Source organism: Bradyrhizobium sp. 149 (assembly GCF_023073915.1).
Lineage (GTDB): Bacteria > Pseudomonadota > Alphaproteobacteria > Rhizobiales > Xanthobacteraceae > Bradyrhizobium.
This window is the reverse complement of sequence record NZ_JADPKK010000022.1, coordinates 2,095,375-2,114,622: the sequence shown is the minus strand read 5'-3', so window position 1 is coordinate 2,114,622 and position 19,248 is coordinate 2,095,375. Positions and strand designations below refer to the sequence as shown.

The window sequence follows — 19,248 nt, the reverse complement described above, 5'->3', positions numbered from 1 at the left end:
ATCAGATCAGGTTGAACGCAGCGGCGATCGCGGTGCGCTCCCTCTCCCGCTTGCGGGAGAGGGTAGGGGAGAGGGTGTTTCCGCAGAGAGGACACCGAGTGGAGAAAACCCTCACCCGCTACGCTCTTCGAGCGCAGCGACCTCTCCCGCAAGCGGGAGAGGTAAGGCGGGTTCGGAGCGGCAGACATCACTTGTCGAGCCATGCGTCCTTGAAGCCGTCATTGACGCCGATGCCCGTGGTGATCAGGTTCTTGACCTTGCAGCGCATGATGGTCGGGAATTGCAGCTCGAGCATCCAGGCCACCGGCACGTCCTCGACCAGGATCTTCTGCGCCTTCTCGTAGATCTCCTTGCGCTTGGAATCGGGCGTCGCCACCGCGCCGTCGGCGAACAGCTTGTCGATTTCCGGGTTGGAGTAGCCCTCGACGTTGTTGAACACCTGGCCCTTGGCGATGGCGCTTGAGACGTAGTTGCGGCCGACGCCGAGCGCGGGATCGCCATATTGGTAAAGATAGGTGAAGGCGATGTCGTAGTCCCAGTCGCCGATCTTCTGGTTGCCGCCGGCAACGTCGGTGGCGATGGTCTCGATGTTCATCCCGACGCCCTGGAGGTTCTGCTTCACGGCCTCACCCCAGCGCTGCCAGGTCTCGCCATAGGCGAGCGGCAGAAGGCGGATCTTCTCGCCCTTGTAGCCGGCTTCCTTCAGCAGCGCCTTCGCCTTGGCGGGATCGTAAGGGTACTTCGGCACGTCGTCGGTGTAGTATTTGATGGTCGAGGCCGACGGGCCGGTCGCGACCTTGCCGAGCCCGTTCCAGATCACATCCTTGGCGAAGTCGCGGTCGATCGCGAACATGATCGCCTGCCGCACCCGCTTGTCGGCGAGCGGACCCTGGCGGTTGTTGAGCCACAGCCAGGCCAGCGGCGAGAAGAACTCCCAACCGGCGCCGGTGACGCAGGTGTCCTTCAGCTTGGAGAGCCGGGGCACGTCGAAATTCTCCACCGAGCCGCCGGGCAGCACGTCGACCTTGCCGGTCTCATAGGCCACCGAGCGCGCCGCGGCATCGGGAATGATCTGCCAGTAGATCTCGTCGAGATAGGGCTTGCCCTTCTCGTAATAATTCGGGTTCTTGACCAGGCGGATGAAAGAGCCCTTCTGCCATTCCTTGAACATGAAGGGGCCGGTGCCGACGGGGGCGTTGTTGTAGGGATTGGTCTTCCAGTCGGTGCCTTCATAAAGATGCTTCGGCACCATGGGCATCGAGCCGACCTCGAAGATGCCGAGGAACGGACCGAACGGCTGTTTCAGCGTGAACACCACCGTGTAATCGTCGGGCGCCTCGACCTTCTCGACCTGCGCGAGGTTGTTGCGGGCGCGCGCATGCGTCTGCTTCAGCATATCGAGCGAGAACAGCACGTCGGCGGCGGTGAAGGGCTTGCCGTCGTGCCAGGTCACGCCCTTCCTGAGCTTGAATGTGTAGGTTTTTGCGTCCTCGCTGACGCTCCAGCTCTCGGCGAGCTCCGGCTGCGGTTCGAGCTTGGGGCTGTAGCGAAGCAGGCCTTCGAAAATGTTGCCCGACACCATCTGCACCGGTCCGTTCTGGACCATCGCCAGCATCAGGCCGGGCGGCTCGGGCTGAATCACGGCATTGATTGCACCCCCCGTTTTCGGCTCTTGCGCCAGCGCCGGAGCTGTGAGGCCGCAGGCCAGGAGGACACCAAGCAACACTCGTTTTGACATGTCGTATCTTTCTCAAGCGAGACCAGCCGTAAACGCTTCGCACGTCGTGGCGCGCAAAGCTACGGCCGGCCCATCCCAGTCCCCATCCGGTATCGAGGCTCACATAGTCTCATTCGGCGCCGCAAGATGAAAGTCTCGACAGTGTTCGCACAAAAAATGTACAGCGCGTCCTGTTTTCACTTGATTCATTACCCTGTGATGGAGACAAGTCGGCCATGGATAACGCCACACGCTCCGAACGATCCCGCAAGGCTGCGCTCGAGGCGGCGACGAGAATCATCGCGCGCGACGGGCCCGGCCGGCTGACGCTTGATGCCATCGCGCGCGAGAGCGGTCTCAGCAAGGGCGGCGTCATGCACCAGTTCCGCACCAAGGAAGCTGTGCTCAAGGCGCTGCTGGAGCGGCAGATGGAGCATTTCGAGGAGTTCTCGACCCGTTACATGGCGAAGGTCAGCGAGACCTCGGCGAACCCAAATCTGGCAACCCAGCTTGCCACCGTACGGGAAGCGGCGACATCGCCGAATTCTACCGCGCTGGCACTGGTCGCGGCCATGGTCGAGAATCCCGGGCTGATGGCGCTGCCGCGCGAGCGGGAGATGAAGAGGGTGGAGGCCATCAAGGCGGAGGCCGTCGATCCCGAGCTCGCTTTGTTGCGCTGGGCAGCCGCACGCGGATTATTGCTGAGCTCGCTGTTCGGCATGTCGCCGCTTGGCAATGACGAGCACCAGCGGCTGTTCACGCGTCTGCTCGATGACGAGAAGTGGCGCCCGCTGGAAAAGCCCGCCGAAAAGCCAACCAGGCCGCGCGCCGCCAAATCGAGCGCGGTGTCGCCGGCAAAGGCCGCAACCCGGCGCAAGCGCGCCTGATTCATCGTTAACGAAATCCAGCTCTGAGCTGCACAAAGCCGCGCCTGCGGCCAAATGCGTCAGGCCGTCATTTCTCCACTTTACAAACCAACTGGTCGGTTTTATAAGTGGAGACACTGAGACGGCCCGAGGCCTCTGACATGGCCCCGGACGATGCCTTGGGCCGGCGATGGTGAGCGCCGCAGCCGCGTCTGGTCCCATACGCGGCTGCGGTTTCCACCGCCTTCGACAAAGGCCTTCCCAAGGATGGCCTTCCCTTAAAAGCCGCTAGAGGAGTCTGGAATGGATCGCTCGATCGCCCTGCGCGGTCTGGGAACGCTGCTGCTTTGCGCAGCCGCGACCGGCTGCGCCACTATCGCGCCCGTGCCCTATTCGGACATGGCGTCCTCGGCCTACATGGCCCCGGACAAGTCTGACGCCTCCGGCCGCGTGCCGTACCGCTATTCCACCCAGGTCGACTGGCGCGCCTATAACAAAGTGACCCTTGATCCCCTCGTCATCTACCGTGGCAGAGATCACCAGTTCGGCGACATGTCGGACAGGGACAAGGCGACGCTGGCCGCCTACATGCAGACCTGTTTTGTCGAGCGGCTGCGCAGCCGCTTCGCATCGGTGCGCGAGCGCGGGCCGAACACGCTGCGGATCAGGCTGACGCTCACCGGCGCCGTCACCAACACCCCGGTGCTCGGCACGCTCTCGCGCTTCGACGTCGCCGGCGCGGTCTACAACGGCGTGCAGGCTGCGCGCGATGGCGAGGGCACGCTGACCGGCTCGGTCATCTACGGCGTCGAGATCTTCGACGCCCAGACCTCGCGCCTGCTCTCTGCCTACGTCACCAAGCAATACCCGGGCGCCTACGACATCAAGGCTACCGCCGGCTCGCTCGCCGCCGCCACCGCCGGCCTCGACAAGGGCGCCGCCGCGCTGATGGCGCAACTGAACTGACGCCGCAACCCACCCAACGAAAGGTGCTGCTGATGAACTTCTTCCTTCGCTTCCTGCTGCGCATCGCGATCACCATCGTGATGATGGCGCTTGGCGGCCAAGCCGGCGCCGCGCCGCTCGATCCGAGCGGGACCTGGCTGGTCGAGGACGGCCGCGCCCGCATCCGGCTCGAGCGCTGCGGGCCGTCGCGCGAGCGCATCTGCGGCTTCATCGTCTGGATGAAGGAGCCGGCCGACAAGCGCGGCCAGCCATATCGCGACAAGGAAAATCCCGATTCAGACAAGCGCGCTCGGACGCTGCTCGGCCATCAGCTCATCATGGGCTTGCAGGTGACGCCTGAGGGGCGGTTTGCCGGCGACATCTACAATGCCGAGGACGGCAAGTTCTACTCGGTCTCGCTGTGGCGCGAATCTCCCGATCGTCTCGAGCTCAAGGGCTGCCTGATCAAGTTCCTGTGCCAGACCCAGACCTGGCAGCAGACGCTCGACGTCCAGCCCGGTCAGCTCGTCGGCCTGACCGGCGATCTCAACGGCCCCCGCGCGGACAAGGAATGGGCGGCCGTGCCGGCCCCGAAGGCGATCCAAGCAAAGGGGAAGTAGCCTTCTTGTCAGGGGGGAGGGGGCTTTAGCGCAGGCCCGCACGCCGGAATCCTTCCAGATAGTGCTCGCGATCGGCCTCATTGGCCCACGGCAATTGCGTCGCGATCCAGTGCAGCGAGATGTTGGGCTGGGTGCGGCGGAGCTCGCCCAGCGCCATCTCCGCAAGCACGCCGTCGCCGGTCATGCCGGCAGAAACCGCGAGCACGCGGTAGGCGCCGGTGAGGTCGCCGCGGTGGCGGATCGCCTCGCGCGCGAGCGCAATGGCCTCGCCATAGCGCCGCTCGGTGAAGCGGGCATAGCCGGCGATGCCGTGATAGATCGCCAGGGATGGATCGCGCGGCGAGAGCCGAACGGCCTTCTGCGCGGCCTCGAACGAATCCTTCGGACGCCCGGCATAGGACAGCGCCAGTGCGTAATAGCCCTGCGCCAGCGAGAAGTTCGGATTGAGCGCGAGTGCCTGCTCGAACTCGGACAGCGCGTCCGCAAGCCTTCGCGTCGAGAAGTAGACGCTGCCCAGGGCGGCGTGCGCCCAAGCGTCCTCATGGTCGCAGCGCACCGCGGTGAGCGCGGCGGCTTCCGCCACAGGCGCCACCACCGTAAGCTCGGCCCAGCCGAGATGTACGCCGAACATGTGGTTCGCCGCGAGCACCGACAGCGCCTGGCCGTAGTTCGGGTCGATGCCGACCGCGCGTTCCAGCAGAACCCGCGCGGTCTCGTGATCCCGCCGCGTCACCCGCCAGTAATGCGACAGCGCCCGCATCAGCAGATCCCAGGCATCCAGGCTCGCAGGGGGCTTGCGATGGGTGCGAAAACTTTCCGCCGCATGGATCTGCGGCTCGATCGCCGCGGCGATCGCGTTGGTGATCTCGTCCTGCACGGCGAACACGTCGACCAGCTCGCGGTCGTAGCGCTCGGCCCAGAGATGGCTGCCCGATGTGGCGTCGTTGAGCTGTGCGGTAATGCGCACCCGGTTGTCCGCCTTGCGCACGCTGCCTTCGACGATGTAGCGGACCCCGAGTTCCTCGGCGATCCGCCGGATGTGGACCGCGCGCCCCTTGTAAGTGAAGGACGAGTTGCGGGCGATCACCATGAACCAGCGCTGCTTCGACAGCGCGGTGAGGATGTCCTCGCTGATCCCGTCGCCAAAATAGTCCTGTGCGGGATCGCCGCTCATGTTCTCGAAAGCGAGTACCGCGACCGCCGGACGGTCCGCCAGGGCGCGCGGCAGGGCAGGGACGGGTTCAGCGGAGGCAGGCGAGGCTGCCACTTCTTCCCGGACTTCGCCAACGAAACGAAAGCCCTTGCGCGGAATGGTCTTGATCAGCCGCTGGCTCGCACCGTCGTCGCCGAGCGCCTTGCGCGCGGCATTGATCCGGCTGTTCAGGGCGGAATCCGAGATGATCCGATCGCTCCAGATCTCGCTGATCAGGTCATCCTTGCTGACCACACGGGTGCGCTGCGCCACCAGATAGAGCAGGAGATCGAACACCTGCGGCTGCAACGGCACGGCGGCTCCGCTGCAGGTGAGTTCCCGCAGGTCGCCGTCGAGCACGTTGTTTTCAAAGCGAAATCGCACGTTTTTATCGTCTCAAGCAAAAATCAAAGTCGTCTCAGGCGAAAATCAACCGTCTGCGAAAGTCTTGAGACCTCCGATGCGGCATGGTGCAGCGACCAATGAAGTGCCGGCGTTTTGGCACAACGGAGCTGTTTATGACCCAAATTGATCATCAGGTTCATCCCATCGGCCCGGATGCGGGCTCACGCATTTTCAAGTTCATCGCCTTTCTGTACGGAATTGCGGCGTATCTCGTGTTTTTCGTCACTATTCTCTACGCCATCGGCTTCGTCATGGGGCTGGTGGTGCCGAAGACCATCGACACCGGGACCGATACGCCAGCGGCCGAGGCCGTCATCATCAATCTGCTCCTGATGGCCCTGTTCGCGGTCCAGCACAGCGTGATGGCGCGCCGGCAATTCAAGGCATGGTGGACCCAGTACGTCCCCAAGCCAGTCGAGCGCTCGACCTATGTGCTGTTCGCGAGCCTGTCGCTGCTCCTCCTGTTCTGGCAGTGGCGTCCGTTGCCCACGGTCATATGGGACGTCGCGAACCCGGATATCGCTGTGACGATCGTCACGCTGGCGCTGGTGGGCTGGGTGCTGGTGTTCACCTCGACCTTCATCATCAATCATTTCGAGTTGTTCGGATTGCATCAGGTGACCAATCATCTCGTCGGCAGGGAGGCATCGCCGCCGCGCTTCAAGACGCCGCTGCTCTACAAGTTCGTTCGTCATCCGATCTATCTCGGCTTCATCATCGCCTTCTGGGCGGCGCCGGTCATGACCGCGGGCCATCTGCTGTTCGCCGCCGTGACCACGCTCTACATTTTCGTCGGCATCGCGCTGGAGGAGCACGACCTCATCGATCTCTTTGGCGACGAGTACCGGCAGTACAAACAGCGGGTGTCGATGCTTATTCCCTGGCGCAAGTCGGTATAGCTTGCGCGTCTGTCCGTCGCGTCCGCCGAAAGGAGGACGCACGGCGGCGCTAAGACGCGTAACGGATCTTGCCGGGAGCCAGCCTTTTGCGTTTCTCGGGGGTGAATCCCCCTCACCCCAACGCCTCTCCCCGCATCCGCTTTTGCCGAGTTATCGGCAAACAGGAGCGGGGAGAGGAATTCAAACCCTCATCAACGGAGACGACCAATGAAACATGTCGGAAACTGCTTCTGTGGCGCGGTCACGATCGAGGTCACAGGCGCGCCGGAGGCGATGGGCTATTGCCATTGCCGCTCGTGCCGCTCGTGGTCGGGCGGTCCGGTGAACGCCTTCAGCCTGTGGAAGCCCGAAGCCGTGCGCATCACCGAAGGTGCAGAGAACGTCGAGACCTTTGCCAAGACGCCGCTCAGCCAGCGCAAATATTGCAAGAAGTGCGGCGGTCATCTCATGACCAACCATCCGCCGCTCGACCTGGTCGACGTCTTCACCGCCACCATCCCCACGCTCGCCTTCACGCCCGGCGTCCATGTCAACTATTCCGAGACGGTGCTGCCGATGCGCGATGGCCTGCCCAAGCTCAAGGACTTCCCGGCCGAGTTGGGCGGCAGCGGGGAGATGATGCAGGAGTAGCCGCGCCCCTTCTCCTCTGCCCGCGAGCGGGAGAGGAGAGATCCGTCACCTCAGCCCCGCCCGCCGTAATCCCTCGAGGTAATGCTCGCGATCCTCTTCCCGCAGCATCGGCAACTCGCGCGTGATCCAGGCGAGCGAGATGCCGGGCTGGGCGCGGCGCAAGCCTTCCAGGGCGGAAGCCGAGAGCGGGGGATCCCCTGACATTCCGGCGGCGGCCGTCAGCACGCGATGCGCGCCGACGAAATCGGCGCGCTGCCGCATCGACTCCCGCGCCATCTGTGCGGCTCCTTCGTAATCGCGGCCGATGAACCGGGCATAGGCCGCAACGCCGCAATAGATCGCCGCGAGCGGGTCGCGCGGGCTCAGCCGCAGCGCGCGGCGCGCGGCGACGTCGCCGTTCTGCCATCGTCCTGCATAGCACAGCGTCACGCCGTAGAAGGCGTGCGCCATCGCAAAGTTCGGATTGAGGTTCAGCGCCAGCTCGAATTCCGCCAGCGCGTCGTCGAAGCGGCGGCGGAATAGATAAGTATAAGCGAGGCCGTGATGGGCCCAGGCATCCTCACGATCGGCCTCCACCGCCGCGAGCGCCGCGCGCTCGGCGACCGGCACGGTCGCGGCCATGTCGGCCCAGCCCATATGGGCGCCGAAGATGTGGCTGGTCGCGAGCAGGCCGAGCGCCTTGCCATAGGCCGGATCGAGCGCGACGGCCTTTTCGAGCAGTCCTTGCGCGGCGGCATTATCCTCGCGGGTAATGCGCCAGTAATGCGACAATGCGCGCATCACGAGGTCCCAGGCATCCAGGCTTCCCGGCGGCTTCTGCTGGGCGCGAAAGCTCTCGGCGGTATAGAGCTGCGGCTCGATCGCGGCGACGATCGCCTCGGTGATCTCGTCCTGCACGGCGAAGATGTCGGCAAGCTCGCGGTCGTATCGTTCGGCCCAGAGATGGCTGCCGGTCGAGGCGTCATTGAGCTGCGCGGAGATGCGCACGCGATCGCCGCTCCGCCGCACGCTGCCTTCGAGCACGTAGCGCACGCCGAGCTCGCGCGCGACCTCGTGCATGTGCACGGCGCGGCCCTTGTAGACGAAAGAGGAGTTGCGCGCGATGACGAAGAACCAGCGCAGCTTCGACAGCGCGGTGATGATGTCCTCGCTGATCCCGTCGGAGAAGTAATCCTGCTCGCGGTCGCCGCTCATGTTGGTGAAGGGCAGCACCGCGATCGCCGGCCGGTCCGGCAGTGCGAGCGAAGCCTGAAGAATCCTGGCGCCGAAACGAAGTTCCGGCGCAGCCGCTCCGCGCTTGGTCTCGACATCGCCGACGAATCTGAAGCCCTTGCGCGAGATGGTGCGGATCAGCGCCTGGCTCGCGCCGCTGTCGCCGATCGCCCTGCGTGCTGCATTGATCCGGCTGGTCAGAGTGGATTCGGAGACGCTGCGCCCGTGCCAGATCTTGTCGATGAGCTCGTCCTTGCTGACCACCCGGTCGCGGTTCTCCATGAGGTGGACGACGAGATCGAAGACCTGCGGCTCCACGGCTACGGGAACCTGCTCGCGGCTCAGCTCGCGCAAGTCGGTATCGAGCAGATGATCCCGGAACAGAAACTGCACCTCGAAAACTCATACCTCACGACGACATTGGGCAGTGATGAAATCAAAGCGGATTTCGACTGAAGTCTGTGAGTCCGCCGAGGGGCCTGCCCGGTTCACCACGATCGCGTGATGGCAGCCATGCGATTTGCCGGGAGGAATGCAACCTGGATTAGAGAATACGGCGGTTTCGGCCGGATTGTCGCGGTCTCCGGACATTTCTCCTCACACGTTGTTCTGGCCTTCGCCGCGACGGCATCGAGTGTGTGACGAAAAGTGAATGTCCTTTGCCGAACAGTTCCGTGTGCGTAAGCTGCCCTCACACAAGACATCAACCACGAAGAAACGCCCATGCCCGCTTTTCATGCCTCGACCACCGTGCTCGATTCCATGCTGTTCCGCGATGCCTTCGGCACTCCGCAGATGCGGGAGGTGTTTTCCGATATCGCGACCGTCGCGCGCTATGCCGAGGTCGAGGTGGCACTGGCGAAGGCGGAAGCGAAATGCGGTGTGATTCCGCAGGATGCTGCCGATCAGATCGCGGCGCGCACCGATGTTGCCGCGCTCGATTTCGATCTGTTGCGGCAGGAGACCGATGTCGTCGGCTATCCGATCCTGCCCCTGGTGCATCAGATGGTGAAGCAATGCGGCGAGGCCGGCCGCTATGTGCATTGGGGTGCGACCACGCAGGACATCATGGACACCGCCGTGGTGCTGCAACTGCGCGCCGGGCTCGAGATCGTCGAACAGGACATCGCCGCGCTGCGCAAGATCCTCGCCGACCTCTCCAAGCGCTACCGCGACACGCCGATGGCGGGCCGCACCCATCTCCAGCAGGCGCTGCCGGTCACCTTCGGCTATAAGACCGCGATCTGGCTCGCGATGTTCGACCGGCACGCCGAGCGTATCAGTGAATTGAAGCCGCGCGTTCTGGTCGGCCAGTTCGCCGGCGCCGCCGGCACGCTGGCCTCGCTCGGCGACAAGGGGTTCGAGGTGCAGGAAGCCCTCTGCGCCGAACTGAAGCTCGGCGTTCCCGCCTCCACATGGCATGTCGCACGCGACGGTTTTGCCGAGGCCGTTAATTTCCTGGCGCTCGTCACCGGCTCGCTCGGCAAGATTGCGCTCGACATCATGATCATGGCCTCGACCGAATTCGCCGAGCTCTACGAGCCCTTCGTCAAGGGGCGCGGCGCTTCCTCGACCATGCCTCAGAAGCGCAACCCGATCTCCTCGGAACTGATGCTCGCGGCGTCCAAGGCGGTGCGCCAGCACGCCGGTCTCATGCTGGATGCCATGGTGCAGGATTTCGAGCGCGCCACCGGGCCCTGGCACGCCGAGTGGATGGCGATCCCCGAGAGCTTCGTGCTGACCGCCGGCGCCTTGCACCAGGCGAAGTTCGCGCTCGCCGGCCTCGTCGTGGACGAAAGCAAGATGAACGAGAATCTGGCCGTCAGCCGCGGTCTGATCGTGGCCGAAGCCGTCATGATGGGGCTCGCGCCGCAGATTGGGCGGCAGGAGGCGCACGACGTTGTCTATGACGCCTGCCGGCTCGCCAATGAGAACGGCCTGACACTGGCGGACGCGCTCTCGTCCGACGCCCGCGTCTCCGTCAGAATCGACCGTGCCACGATCGAGGCGCTGACATCGCCGAAAAATTACCTCGGCCTTGCTCCCGCCATGGTCGACAGGGTGCTGAAATCGGCAACGCGTTGAAAACCAAAATGCGCGAAACCGCGTATCTTTGGGGTGTCGCAAGGCACTCGCGCACTTGTCTCTCGCGATGCTAGACTTAGATTGAGCGAGAGACGTTCGGCAGAGGATCCGGCATGACTGATCAACGCATCACCTCCACTCCTATCGATCCCGTGAAGCTCGACCGGCTGGCCGAGGTGGCGGTGAAGGTGGGCCTGGGCTTGCGGCCGGGCCAGGACCTGCTCCTGACGGCGCCGGCGATCGCGTTGCCGCTGGTGCGGCGGATCGCCGTGCATGCCTACAAGGCCGGCGCCGGCATCGTGACGCCTATTCTCTCCGATGAAGAGATGACGCTGGCGCGCTATCGCCATGGCCACGACGGCAGCTTCGATCGCGCCGCCAACTGGCTCTACGAGGGCATGGCCAAGGCTTTCTCCGACAACACGGCGCGACTGGCCATCGTCGGCGACAATCCGATGCTGCTGTCGGGCGAAGATCCGTCCAAGGTGGCGCGCGCCAGCAAGGCCAATTCGATGGCCTATCAGCCGGCGCTGGAGAAAATCGTCAATTTCGACACCAACTGGAACATCATCGCCTATCCCAGCACGTCCTGGGCGAAGCAGGTGTTTCCGAACGATCCGGAAGACGTTGCGATCGGCAAGCTCGCCGATGCGATCTTCGCCGCCTCGCGCGTCGACCGCGACGACGCGATGGGCAATTGGGCGAGCCACAATGCGGTGCTGCGCGAGCGCACCAACTGGCTCAACGGCCAGCAATTTCGCGCACTGCAATACTCAGGTCCCGGCATCGACCTCACCATCGGGCTTGCCGACGGACACGAGTGGGAAGGCGGCGCCTCGCTGTCCAAGAACGGCATCAGCTGCAACGCCAACATTCCGACCGAAGAGGTTTTCACCACGCCGCATTGCCGGCGGGTCTACGGCCATGTCGTGAGCTCGAAGCCGCTATCCTACCAGGGCACGCTGATCGACAACATCGCGGTGCGCTTCGAGGACGGCAGGATCGTCGACGCCAAGGCCTCGCGCGGGGCGGAGGTGCTGAACAAGGTGCTGGACACCGACGAGGGCGCGCGGCGTCTCGGCGAAGTCGCTTTGGTGCCGCATTCCTCGCCGATCTCGCAGAGCGGGTTGTTGTTCTACAACACGCTGTTCGACGAGAATGCGGCCTCGCACATCGCGCTCGGCCAGTGCTATTCGAAGTGCTTCGTCAATGGCGCGCAGCTCACGCCGCAGCAGATCGCCGCGCAAGGCGGCAACCAGAGCCTGATCCATATCGACTGGATGATCGGCTCGGCCGAGACCGATATCGACGGCATTCTGGCCGACGGCAGCAAGGTGCCGGTGTTCCGCAAGGGCGAATGGGCGAAGTAAGCGCGCATGATCCCGAAAAGTGGGAACCGGTTTTCGGTTAGATCATGCGCAAACGTAAGACTTCCACTTAGGCCGCCGCGTCGCGCAGCATCGGGCTGTTCTCGATGCTGAAACGGTTGAACAGCGTCGTGAACGGGCTGCCGTCGGTGGCCCGCACGATGGCATCGGAGGCCGCCACCGCGTCGTAGAGCGCGCCGACCGGGTCATTCGCCTCGGGCAGGTCGAGGCCCCTGCGGATTTCCTCGCGAGCCTCGTTGACATCGTCCTCATTGTCGAGTGTCGCCTCCAGTGCATCCGCCGCGCGCCGCATCTCATGGAGGTCACCGCCGGCTGAAAATTTCAGGATGTCGAGCCAATAGGGGCGCGCCACGACGAGCCGGACGAAAGCCTCGAAACTCTCCGCGATAATTCCAGCGCGGCCTTCCGATGAGGCGTAGAGCACATTCTGAGATGGCAGCAGCACGAACGCGCCGCCGGAGCCGTCACTGCCGATCTGCCGGGGGTTTTCGATGCCGTCGACGGTGAACCAGAGCTCCTCGTCCGTTGCGAAGGAGACATCGAGGCTGCCGATCCAGGCGACGACCTCGCCTTGGGCTATCAGAACCTCCGGGGTGAGGGGCATCGGCATGGCTCCTTTCAGATAGCTTCGCGCACTTTGTCGCACCCTGGAAAAGAACGGTTCATGTGCGCGAAATTGCAGGGAAATCGCAGCGTTAACCGCTTCGCGTCTGCAACTTACGGCTGATTGTCGGGCTCTGCGTAAGAAAGAATTAAAAACCGGCTACTAGCGTTCCCGCCATCTTTCGAAACAATCCGGGCCGAGACCCGGCCGGTCATATTTTATCCCTTGGGGAAACAGATGTCGCGCACATTGATTGAAATCAGTAGTTGCAATGTGGATCTCGAGCTGCGGCCGATCGAGCCGTCCTGGATTATCGAGGGCAATCCGGTGTCGCGCTCGCACATCCTGTCCACCAGCGCCGACGGCACCGCTTCGACCATCATCTGGGCCTGCACCGAGGGCCGCTTCAACTGGTACTACGATATCGACGAGACGATCATGATCATGGAAGGATCGATCGTGCTTGAAAGCGATGGCATGCCGCCGAAGCGCTACGGCCCAGGCGACGTCATTTTCTTCCGCGACGGCGCGCATGCCAAATGGCATGTCGAAGGCCACGTCAAGAAGATCGCCTTCTGCCGCAAGACCAATCCCGTGATGATCGGCTTCCTGATCCGCGTCGTCAACAGGCTCAAGCGGATGTTCGTCTCCGCCGGCGAGCGCCGCCCGGCCTCGCTGATGGGGGCCGGTTAGACTTCAAACAGTTTCAAGGACGCTTCCCAGCGGCCACGACAGAAGAGGGGTCGGGATCAACATCCCGGCCCCTCTTCTCGTCATGACGGCAAACCTTTCTAAGGCAAGTCGAGCCGGTAGACGTCACTCGCGGTCTGCGAGAACAGCCCCGTCTTCTCGGTCTCGCTCAAGGGCGCCGCGATACGCTTGAAGGCGTTGAAGATCACTTGGTAGCTGCACTGGCCCTTGTCCGGCGGAAAATTGCTCTCGAACATCGCGCGCCTGGGTCCAAACGCCTCGATGCAGGTCTCGACGTAAGGCCGCCAGGCCGCGGCAAGTTCCTCGGATGACGGCGGCCTCTCGCGCGAATGGAAGTCGTAGCCGAGCAGGCACATCGCGAGCCCGCCGAGCTTCACCACCACGTTCTCGCATTTGGCGATCTCCTGGATCGAGGCGCGCCATTGCGGAAAAACCTCCTCGCGCCGCTCGGCAAAGCGGCCGATTCCGGCCGGGCCGCCGCAATGGTCGAGCACGATCCTGGTGTCGGGAAATGCGCGGGCGAGTTCGGTCAGCTCCCCGATCTGCGGATGGAACAGCCAGGCATCGAAGCTCAGGTTCAGCGGCGCGAGGCAGGCAAAGCCTGCGCGGAAGTTCGGGTCCTGCAACAATCCCTTCGGCCGGTTCGCATACATGCCGGCGACAGCCGGATCCTGGTCCCAGGCCGAGGAATGCCGGATACCCCGGAAGCGACCGTTGCCCGCCGCAATCTCGGCCTCCAGCACCGGTTTCGCGGCATCGCCGAGCAGCAGGTTGACGTGGCTGACGATGCCGGCGCAGATCGCGGCCTTGCCGTAGCCGCCGCTGGCGCTCATCGCGGCGACGCCGTTGGCGAACTCGACCTCGCCGACGGGCCGGAATGCTTCGGGCCCGTGCGCACGATACATCGAGCGGCAGTCGACATACACGGTGGCGGTGATGTTGTGGCCGGAGGCGACATCAGCCGCCATCTCCTCGATCAGATAGCGATGCCCGCGATTCCAGAGATGGTGATGGGGATCGACGATCGGCCGTAAGGGATCGATGATCTCCTCCTGATGCAGCGCGAGCCAGTCCTCGCGCGGCTCGACGAATAGCCCGCTCGTGTTGGCTGGCAGACCGCTTGCAGCCATCGGCGTTCGCTCCCTTTATGTATGCTTCTTGTGCCGGGAGCTTAGCATCTCGTTCTCGCGCGCAGCAGCGCGCGTTGCGCAGCCGCACCCGTCGTCGCCGGCACAGCGGCGCTGGCGTCAACCCTTGCGCCGCTTCGCCCTCACGTCGACCACCAGCCGCCAATCGGTTGCGGTAGCCGGCTTGACCTCGCCGAGCCAGTGGAAGAAATCCTCGGTGATCTCTGTAAAACTCCAGCGCGTCAGGTCGCCGGCCTCGGTCGTGCCTTCCTGCACGATGTCGGCGCCGCGCAGACGGCCGATCTGCTGGCGGAATATGCTGCGGCCGGGATCGAACCAGGAAATCCGCCATGCGTCGATGGTCGGATCGTAAACCCGCAGCGTCGTGCCGTACCAATTGCCTGCGATCGGCAGGGCCGGGCTGCCTGCCGGGCGCGGAATGATCCAGACGTCCTGCACGGCGCGGCCCTCGAGCACCCAGCCGAAGTGGATTTCGCCGGGTGCGGTGTGTTTCGTTCCATCGGGTCCATGGGCGGTGATCTCGGCGTCCCAATCGCCGACGAAACGGCCGTAAAGCTGAAGCGCCGCCGCGTGCTCGGGGTTCGGTCCGTCCGCGTGCAATAATCTGGCAAAATCGGCCATGTCGATCTCCTGTTGCCAGGAGATCAGCACGACCGACCGGCAGCCGACTTGGAGAAAATTGCGCGTCACACCCCGTCGAGGATGATCACCGTCGGTTTCGACGGCAGCGCATCCCGGGACATCCGGAAACTTCGCTCCATGCGCCTGTCGATCTCGAACTGCTGGCCGATGCGTTGCATGAAATCGTCGAGCGGGGTGGCGAAGCGGTGCATCGGCAGAACCACCGAGGCGCGCAGCCGCTTGGTGATCTCGGAGACGCCGTCGAGCGACATGGTGTAGGTGCCGTCAATCGGCACCATCACGATGTCGAGCCGCCCGATCTGGGCAAAGTGGCTGTCGTCGAGCTTGTGGTGAAGATGGCCGAGATGGCCGATGCAGAGGCCCGCGACCTCGAAGATGAAGATCGAATTGCCGTCGCGGATCATGTCGGCGCCGGAATCGTCGCCGAAATAGCGACGGATGTCGGTCGTGACGTTGCGAATGAAGGTGTCGCCGATGCGCTCCGAGACCAGCGCCGGCTTGCCGTCCTCCCCCCAGCCATGCAGCACACGAGGAATGCGCTTGTCGGGATACAGAGAATAATGCGTGCTGTGGGCCCGGTTCATGGTGACGACATCGGCCAGCCGGCCCACCTGATAGGCGCCACTATAGTCGGTGGCGATGCGCAAGCCGCCGGGCGTGTCGATGAAATAGGTGGAGTGGCCGGCATAGGTGATCTCGACCTCGGCCGCAGCCGCCGCTTGCCGGAAGGCAACCGGCGTGGCGCGCGGCGCCGCATTCGCCATCGCCAGGCACTCGCTGCGCTGGGGCTGCTGGGCGAGGGCAGTTGAGAGGAACAAGCCGAAGAAGGCAAAGATCGTCAGGACCAGTCGAGGCATAACGCGATCATCCGTTGCACATCCGGCGATCCGAAGAGTGTATCGTCGAATTTGCACGACGTCATGCGTCGCTACGGCAGCCGCGCCATTCCGCCGCTTGCCTCTACTAGCTTCACGGCCTTTTTATCGAATGAAACGAAGGTCTCGGCGCCGAGCCAATAACCCTCATGAGCAATGACACCATCGGCAAAATCGCCGCCAGCATCGAGGAGTGCCAACCCAGCCTCCGCTAAAGGCCGGTTGACGACCACATTGGAGGCATTGATGAAGTGCCGGATGGACGCCGCGATATTCTCAGCAGATGTTTTGTAGCCTCGTGAGAGGACCCAGGCCAGCTCGCACAGTGCGGAGATCGAGATGGCTACTACGTCTGCTTTCTTGAGAACGGCTGCGGCCGCTTTGCTTTGTTCGGCATCATCCCCGACCAGAACCCGTACCAGGACATTGGTGTCGGGTGTTATCTTCATCGCTTGCCGGCCCAGCCGTCAGCTATGATCTCGTTCATCTCTTCGACCGACAGCGATCGACCGTTCGTTTTTCCTTTCAGGAAGCCGAAGGCATCCGAAATCTTTCCGGTGGGCCGAACTGCTTTCACCTCAACTCGCCCCCCGGGAAGCTTTTCTATCGAGATCTTGTCGCCCGGATGCACACCAAGGTGCTCCAGGAGGTCTTTCCGCAGCGTAACCTGCCCCTTTGCCGTGACGGTGAGCGTGCTCATGGGTTCCCTCAATTCTTGAGATCTTTGATAGGTAAGGCAATTTATCCTTACTTACAAGGGAGGCAGCCTTCACTTACGCCTTCTATTACTCGCGCCTTGGGCTGAACTTCCAGGTCACGGCCACAAGGCCCGCGGTGATCAGGCCGCTGATGAGGCCGACGATGGGCAGCGTGAGCACCAGCGCGGCGCTGGCAGCCCAGCCGATCGAGGAGAACGCCTCGGCGAAGGTCGCAAGCCGCGACGAGGTCTGCCGGCGGCGGAATTGGCTGCGCCGGGCCTGCACTCGGAACCAGAGCTGGATCGCGGTCGCGGAGGCCGCGCTGACGATGACCGCACCTGCGCTGACCGCGGCCTGGAGCGGCGAGGCGAAAGCGAGCGCTGCGATCAGCGGGCAGAAGATGACGGCAATCGCGATCAGCACCACCTCGATTTTTGCGCGGGTGACGCTGGACGGAGTCAGCGGCGCGGTCGCAACCAGATCGGGCGCGTCCTCGCCCGAGATCGTCAGCCAGGCAAGCCCGCCGGCGAGTTGTCCCGCGGCCATGACGATGACCGGCGTGATCAGCGTCAGCGCCGCGGAGCTGTCGGCAAAGTTGCGCCAGAGCAGCAGCGCCGGCGGCACAAGATAGAGCAGCTGCATCAGCGTCTGCGAGATCAGCCAGGGATCGCGCCAGAGCAGCGAAAATTCCTTGCGCCGCAGCGCCCGCTGCCGCGATCCGCCGCGGAACGGGCGCTGCATCGCCCTTCGGCGGCCGGACGCGGCATAGGCGGCGGCATCGATCGCGGTGTCTGCAAAGCGGCCCGAGAAGATCGCCATGACGCTTCCGAGCAGCACGAGCCCGAGCGCCAGAAACAGCAGCAGCGCTTCGGCGTCCCCCATCGTCGCCCGCGCCGGCCACCACCAGATGCTGTCGGTATCGGGCGCGTAGGCGGCCAAGGTGCCCGAGGTCAGGATGGTGAAGCGCGACAGCGTGCCGTAGGACATGATCGCCGCGACCTGGAGCGCGATCACGAAGCCGGCGCCGATGATCGCGGCGAGGATCTGGGCGACGAACCGTGTCCTCGCCGGGCCGATCAGGCGGAACAGCAGGATGGTGACGCCGATCGCGATCGCTGCGGCCGACGGGCCCATGGCGACGACGACCCCGAACGCTGCAAGCCAGCGCGCGCCGCCCCCGAACACCAGCACGTCGATGAAGGGCGTCGAGAACAACAGCGCCATCACCGTGACGGTGAGCGCGATTGCGGCGATGCGCACTGAGAACAGATTGGCCAGCGTCGCGGGCGAGGACATGATGAGATCGAGATCGGCGCGTGCGTAAAATACCCGCGTCACCGATTCGATCGCCTGCGACAGCATCAACGTCCAGGCGAGAAAAATCGTCGCCGAGATCACGATCAGCGAGGATTTGTCGAGCGGCAATTGCAGGTCGGCGAAGCGGCCGATCACCGCCCAGGCCGGCACGTGCAGCAGCGCTGCGAAGAACAGCAGGCCGACGACTGCCGTCCGCGCCCGTTTGCGCCGCCCGCCGGTCATCATGGCGAGCCATTCGCGCCAGGCGAGCCGGAGTTCGTGGCGGGCGAACCAGGAGAGCGCGGTGGCCGAGCTCATGCGGCTTCCGGAAGCGTCACTAGCGCGATGAAGAGATCTTCAAGGCTGGTGTCGGCATGGCCGTTCTGCTGGCGCAGCTCGGTCAGCGTGCCCTCGGCAACCAGGCGCCCGGCTGCGATCACGCCGATGCGGTCGGCCATGCGTTCGGCGACCTCGAGGATATGCGTGGTCATGATGACGGTGCAGCCGGCGCGGACGCGATCGCTCAGCAATCCCTTCACGTGGCGGGCGGAGACGGCGTCCAGTCCGGTCAGCGGTTCGTCCAGAATGATGAGGCGGGGATCGTGCACCAGTGCGCCGGCGAGAGCGACCTTCTGGCGCATGCCCTTGGAAAAGCCCTCGCAGCGTTCGTGCCGGTGCGGCTCGAGCCCGAGCGAGTTCAGGAGCCCCGCAGCGACCGGTTCCGAGACCGATGGTGTGATACCCCACAGGCCGGCGACGAATTCGAGATATTCGAGCGGCGTGAGCTTGTCATAGATCATGGGCTCGTCGGAGACCCACGCCATCACCTGCTTGGCGGCGACGGGGTTTTGGAGCGCATCGGTGCCGAAGATCGAGACCGCGCCGGCATCGGGCCGCAAAAGGCCTGCAACCATGCGCAAAGTGGTGGTCTTGCCGGCGCCGTTAGGGCCGACCAGCGCATAGAATTCGCCGGCATGGATGGTGAGATCGAGGCGATCGACCGCCAGACGGTCAAAACGCTTCGTTAACCCCAGGACTTCGAGCGCCCAGTCGTTCGGCTTCATGACGGCCACACCTTGCGGTTTTGCATCGCTCGCGACCATGACCCGAAGATGTTTCGGCACCGTGAATCGCGCTGCCGCAAATTCCGTCATCCGGATTGGACTAAAGGCAAGTCACCCTTACAAGTCACCGTTTGTTGACAGCGCTTGGCGGTTCAGGCTGAATTGGCGACGGGACGAATGGCGCGAACGCAGCGACACGACTGCGTAGCGACTGAACACAAGATGCGGCAAGGCGGTCAGAAGAACCACCG

The 19,248-nt window shown here is 63.9% G+C and carries 19 protein-coding genes; 8 read left to right on the top strand and 11 right to left on the bottom strand.

The features are described from left to right. Positions 1 to 187: 187 nt before the first annotated feature. The gene (locus IVA88_RS27790) at positions 188 to 1,738 is read right to left on the bottom strand and encodes an ABC transporter substrate-binding protein (protein WP_247500324.1); all 1,551 of its coding nucleotides are present in this window, start codon (positions 1,736 to 1,738) and stop codon (positions 188 to 190) included. A gap of 215 nt (positions 1,739 to 1,953) precedes the next feature. Here IVA88_RS27790 and IVA88_RS27785 point away from each other — a divergent pair, with 215 nt between their 5' ends. The 3 genes from IVA88_RS27785 to IVA88_RS27775 all read left to right on the top strand — a co-directional run bounded on the left by IVA88_RS27785 (position 1,954) and on the right by IVA88_RS27775 (position 4,148). Then, positions 1,954 to 2,604 carry a TetR/AcrR family transcriptional regulator gene (locus IVA88_RS27785; RefSeq protein ID WP_247500323.1) on the top strand — a complete coding sequence of 217 codons (651 nt, stop codon included), beginning with the start codon at positions 1,954 to 1,956 and terminating at the stop codon, positions 2,602 to 2,604. Between the two features lie 282 nt (positions 2,605 to 2,886). After that, a complete protein-coding gene (locus IVA88_RS27780) occupies positions 2,887 to 3,549 on the top strand; it encodes a DUF3313 domain-containing protein (protein ID WP_247500322.1) in 663 nt (220 codons plus the stop codon). Between the two features lie 32 nt (positions 3,550 to 3,581). Further along, a complete protein-coding gene (locus IVA88_RS27775; RefSeq protein ID WP_247500321.1) occupies positions 3,582 to 4,148 on the top strand; it encodes a DUF2147 domain-containing protein in 567 nt (188 codons plus the stop codon). A gap of 25 nt (positions 4,149 to 4,173) precedes the next feature. Here IVA88_RS27775 and IVA88_RS27770 read toward each other — a convergent pair whose 3' ends face one another. Further along, on the bottom strand, positions 4,174 to 5,724 hold the full coding sequence (locus IVA88_RS27770) for a winged helix-turn-helix domain-containing tetratricopeptide repeat protein (RefSeq protein ID WP_247500320.1): 1,551 nt from the start codon (positions 5,722 to 5,724) through the stop codon (positions 4,174 to 4,176). Positions 5,725 to 5,858: 134 nt separating this feature from the next. Here IVA88_RS27770 and mddA point away from each other — a divergent pair, with 134 nt between their 5' ends. Together mddA and IVA88_RS27760 are read left to right on the top strand one after the other, a co-directional pair. Then, complete coding sequence (gene mddA / locus IVA88_RS27765; protein WP_247500319.1) at positions 5,859 to 6,644, top strand: methanethiol S-methyltransferase; 786 nt, start codon at positions 5,859 to 5,861, stop codon at positions 6,642 to 6,644. Positions 6,645 to 6,851: 207 nt separating this feature from the next. After that, positions 6,852 to 7,274: a GFA family protein gene (locus tag IVA88_RS27760; RefSeq protein WP_247500318.1), complete on the top strand. Its 423-nt coding sequence runs from the start codon at positions 6,852 to 6,854 to the stop codon at positions 7,272 to 7,274. A gap of 45 nt (positions 7,275 to 7,319) precedes the next feature. Here the strand turns inward: IVA88_RS27760 and IVA88_RS27755 are convergent, their stop codons facing one another. Further along, entirely contained in the window at positions 7,320 to 8,879 is a 1,560-nt protein-coding gene (locus tag IVA88_RS27755) for a winged helix-turn-helix domain-containing protein (RefSeq protein WP_247500317.1), read from the bottom strand. 330 nt (positions 8,880 to 9,209) lie between these two features. Here IVA88_RS27755 and pcaB point away from each other — a divergent pair, with 330 nt between their 5' ends. Both pcaB and IVA88_RS27745 read left to right on the top strand, forming a co-directional pair. Continuing rightward, positions 9,210 to 10,571: a 3-carboxy-cis,cis-muconate cycloisomerase gene (gene pcaB, locus IVA88_RS27750; protein ID WP_247500316.1), complete on the top strand. Its 1,362-nt coding sequence runs from the start codon at positions 9,210 to 9,212 to the stop codon at positions 10,569 to 10,571. Between the two features lie 113 nt (positions 10,572 to 10,684). After that, the gene (locus IVA88_RS27745) at positions 10,685 to 11,941 is read left to right on the top strand and encodes an aminopeptidase (RefSeq protein WP_247500315.1); all 1,257 of its coding nucleotides are present in this window, start codon (positions 10,685 to 10,687) and stop codon (positions 11,939 to 11,941) included. A 67-nt stretch (positions 11,942 to 12,008) separates the two neighbouring features. Here IVA88_RS27745 and IVA88_RS27740 read toward each other — a convergent pair whose 3' ends face one another. Beyond that, positions 12,009 to 12,563 (bottom strand): hypothetical protein, encoded by a 555-nt coding sequence (locus IVA88_RS27740; RefSeq protein ID WP_247500314.1) that lies wholly within the window; start codon positions 12,561 to 12,563, stop codon positions 12,009 to 12,011. A 237-nt stretch (positions 12,564 to 12,800) separates the two neighbouring features. On the opposite strand from IVA88_RS27740, the gene IVA88_RS27735 reads away from it, so the two are divergent. After that, on the top strand, positions 12,801 to 13,256 hold the full coding sequence (locus IVA88_RS27735; protein WP_211394399.1) for a cupin domain-containing protein: 456 nt from the start codon (positions 12,801 to 12,803) through the stop codon (positions 13,254 to 13,256). 98 nt (positions 13,257 to 13,354) lie between these two features. Here the strand turns inward: IVA88_RS27735 and IVA88_RS27730 are convergent, their stop codons facing one another. The 7 genes from IVA88_RS27730 to IVA88_RS27700 form a co-directional block, all read right to left on the bottom strand. Beyond that, positions 13,355 to 14,404: an amidohydrolase family protein gene (locus IVA88_RS27730; RefSeq protein ID WP_247500313.1), complete on the bottom strand. Its 1,050-nt coding sequence runs from the start codon at positions 14,402 to 14,404 to the stop codon at positions 13,355 to 13,357. A gap of 117 nt (positions 14,405 to 14,521) precedes the next feature. Continuing rightward, a complete protein-coding gene (locus IVA88_RS27725) occupies positions 14,522 to 15,043 on the bottom strand; it encodes a hypothetical protein (RefSeq protein WP_247500312.1) in 522 nt (173 codons plus the stop codon). A 65-nt stretch (positions 15,044 to 15,108) separates the two neighbouring features. Continuing rightward, positions 15,109 to 15,921, bottom strand: a complete 813-nt coding sequence (locus tag IVA88_RS27720) for an MBL fold metallo-hydrolase (protein WP_247500311.1) — start codon at positions 15,919 to 15,921, stop codon at positions 15,109 to 15,111. A 71-nt stretch (positions 15,922 to 15,992) separates the two neighbouring features. Then, positions 15,993 to 16,388, bottom strand: coding sequence for a type II toxin-antitoxin system VapC family toxin (locus IVA88_RS27715; RefSeq protein WP_247500310.1), 396 nt, complete (start codon positions 16,386 to 16,388; stop codon positions 15,993 to 15,995). Further along, on the bottom strand, positions 16,385 to 16,639 hold the full coding sequence (locus IVA88_RS27710; RefSeq protein ID WP_247500309.1) for an AbrB/MazE/SpoVT family DNA-binding domain-containing protein: 255 nt from the start codon (positions 16,637 to 16,639) through the stop codon (positions 16,385 to 16,387). The genes IVA88_RS27715 and IVA88_RS27710 overlap by 4 nt, the downstream gene beginning before the upstream one ends. A gap of 85 nt (positions 16,640 to 16,724) precedes the next feature. Further along, on the bottom strand, positions 16,725 to 18,251 hold the full coding sequence (locus tag IVA88_RS27705; protein WP_247500308.1) for a permease: 1,527 nt from the start codon (positions 18,249 to 18,251) through the stop codon (positions 16,725 to 16,727). Then, a complete protein-coding gene (locus IVA88_RS27700; RefSeq protein WP_247500429.1) occupies positions 18,248 to 19,036 on the bottom strand; it encodes an ABC transporter ATP-binding protein in 789 nt (262 codons plus the stop codon). The genes IVA88_RS27705 and IVA88_RS27700 overlap by 4 nt, the downstream gene beginning before the upstream one ends. Between the last annotated feature and the right edge of the window lie 212 nt (positions 19,037 to 19,248).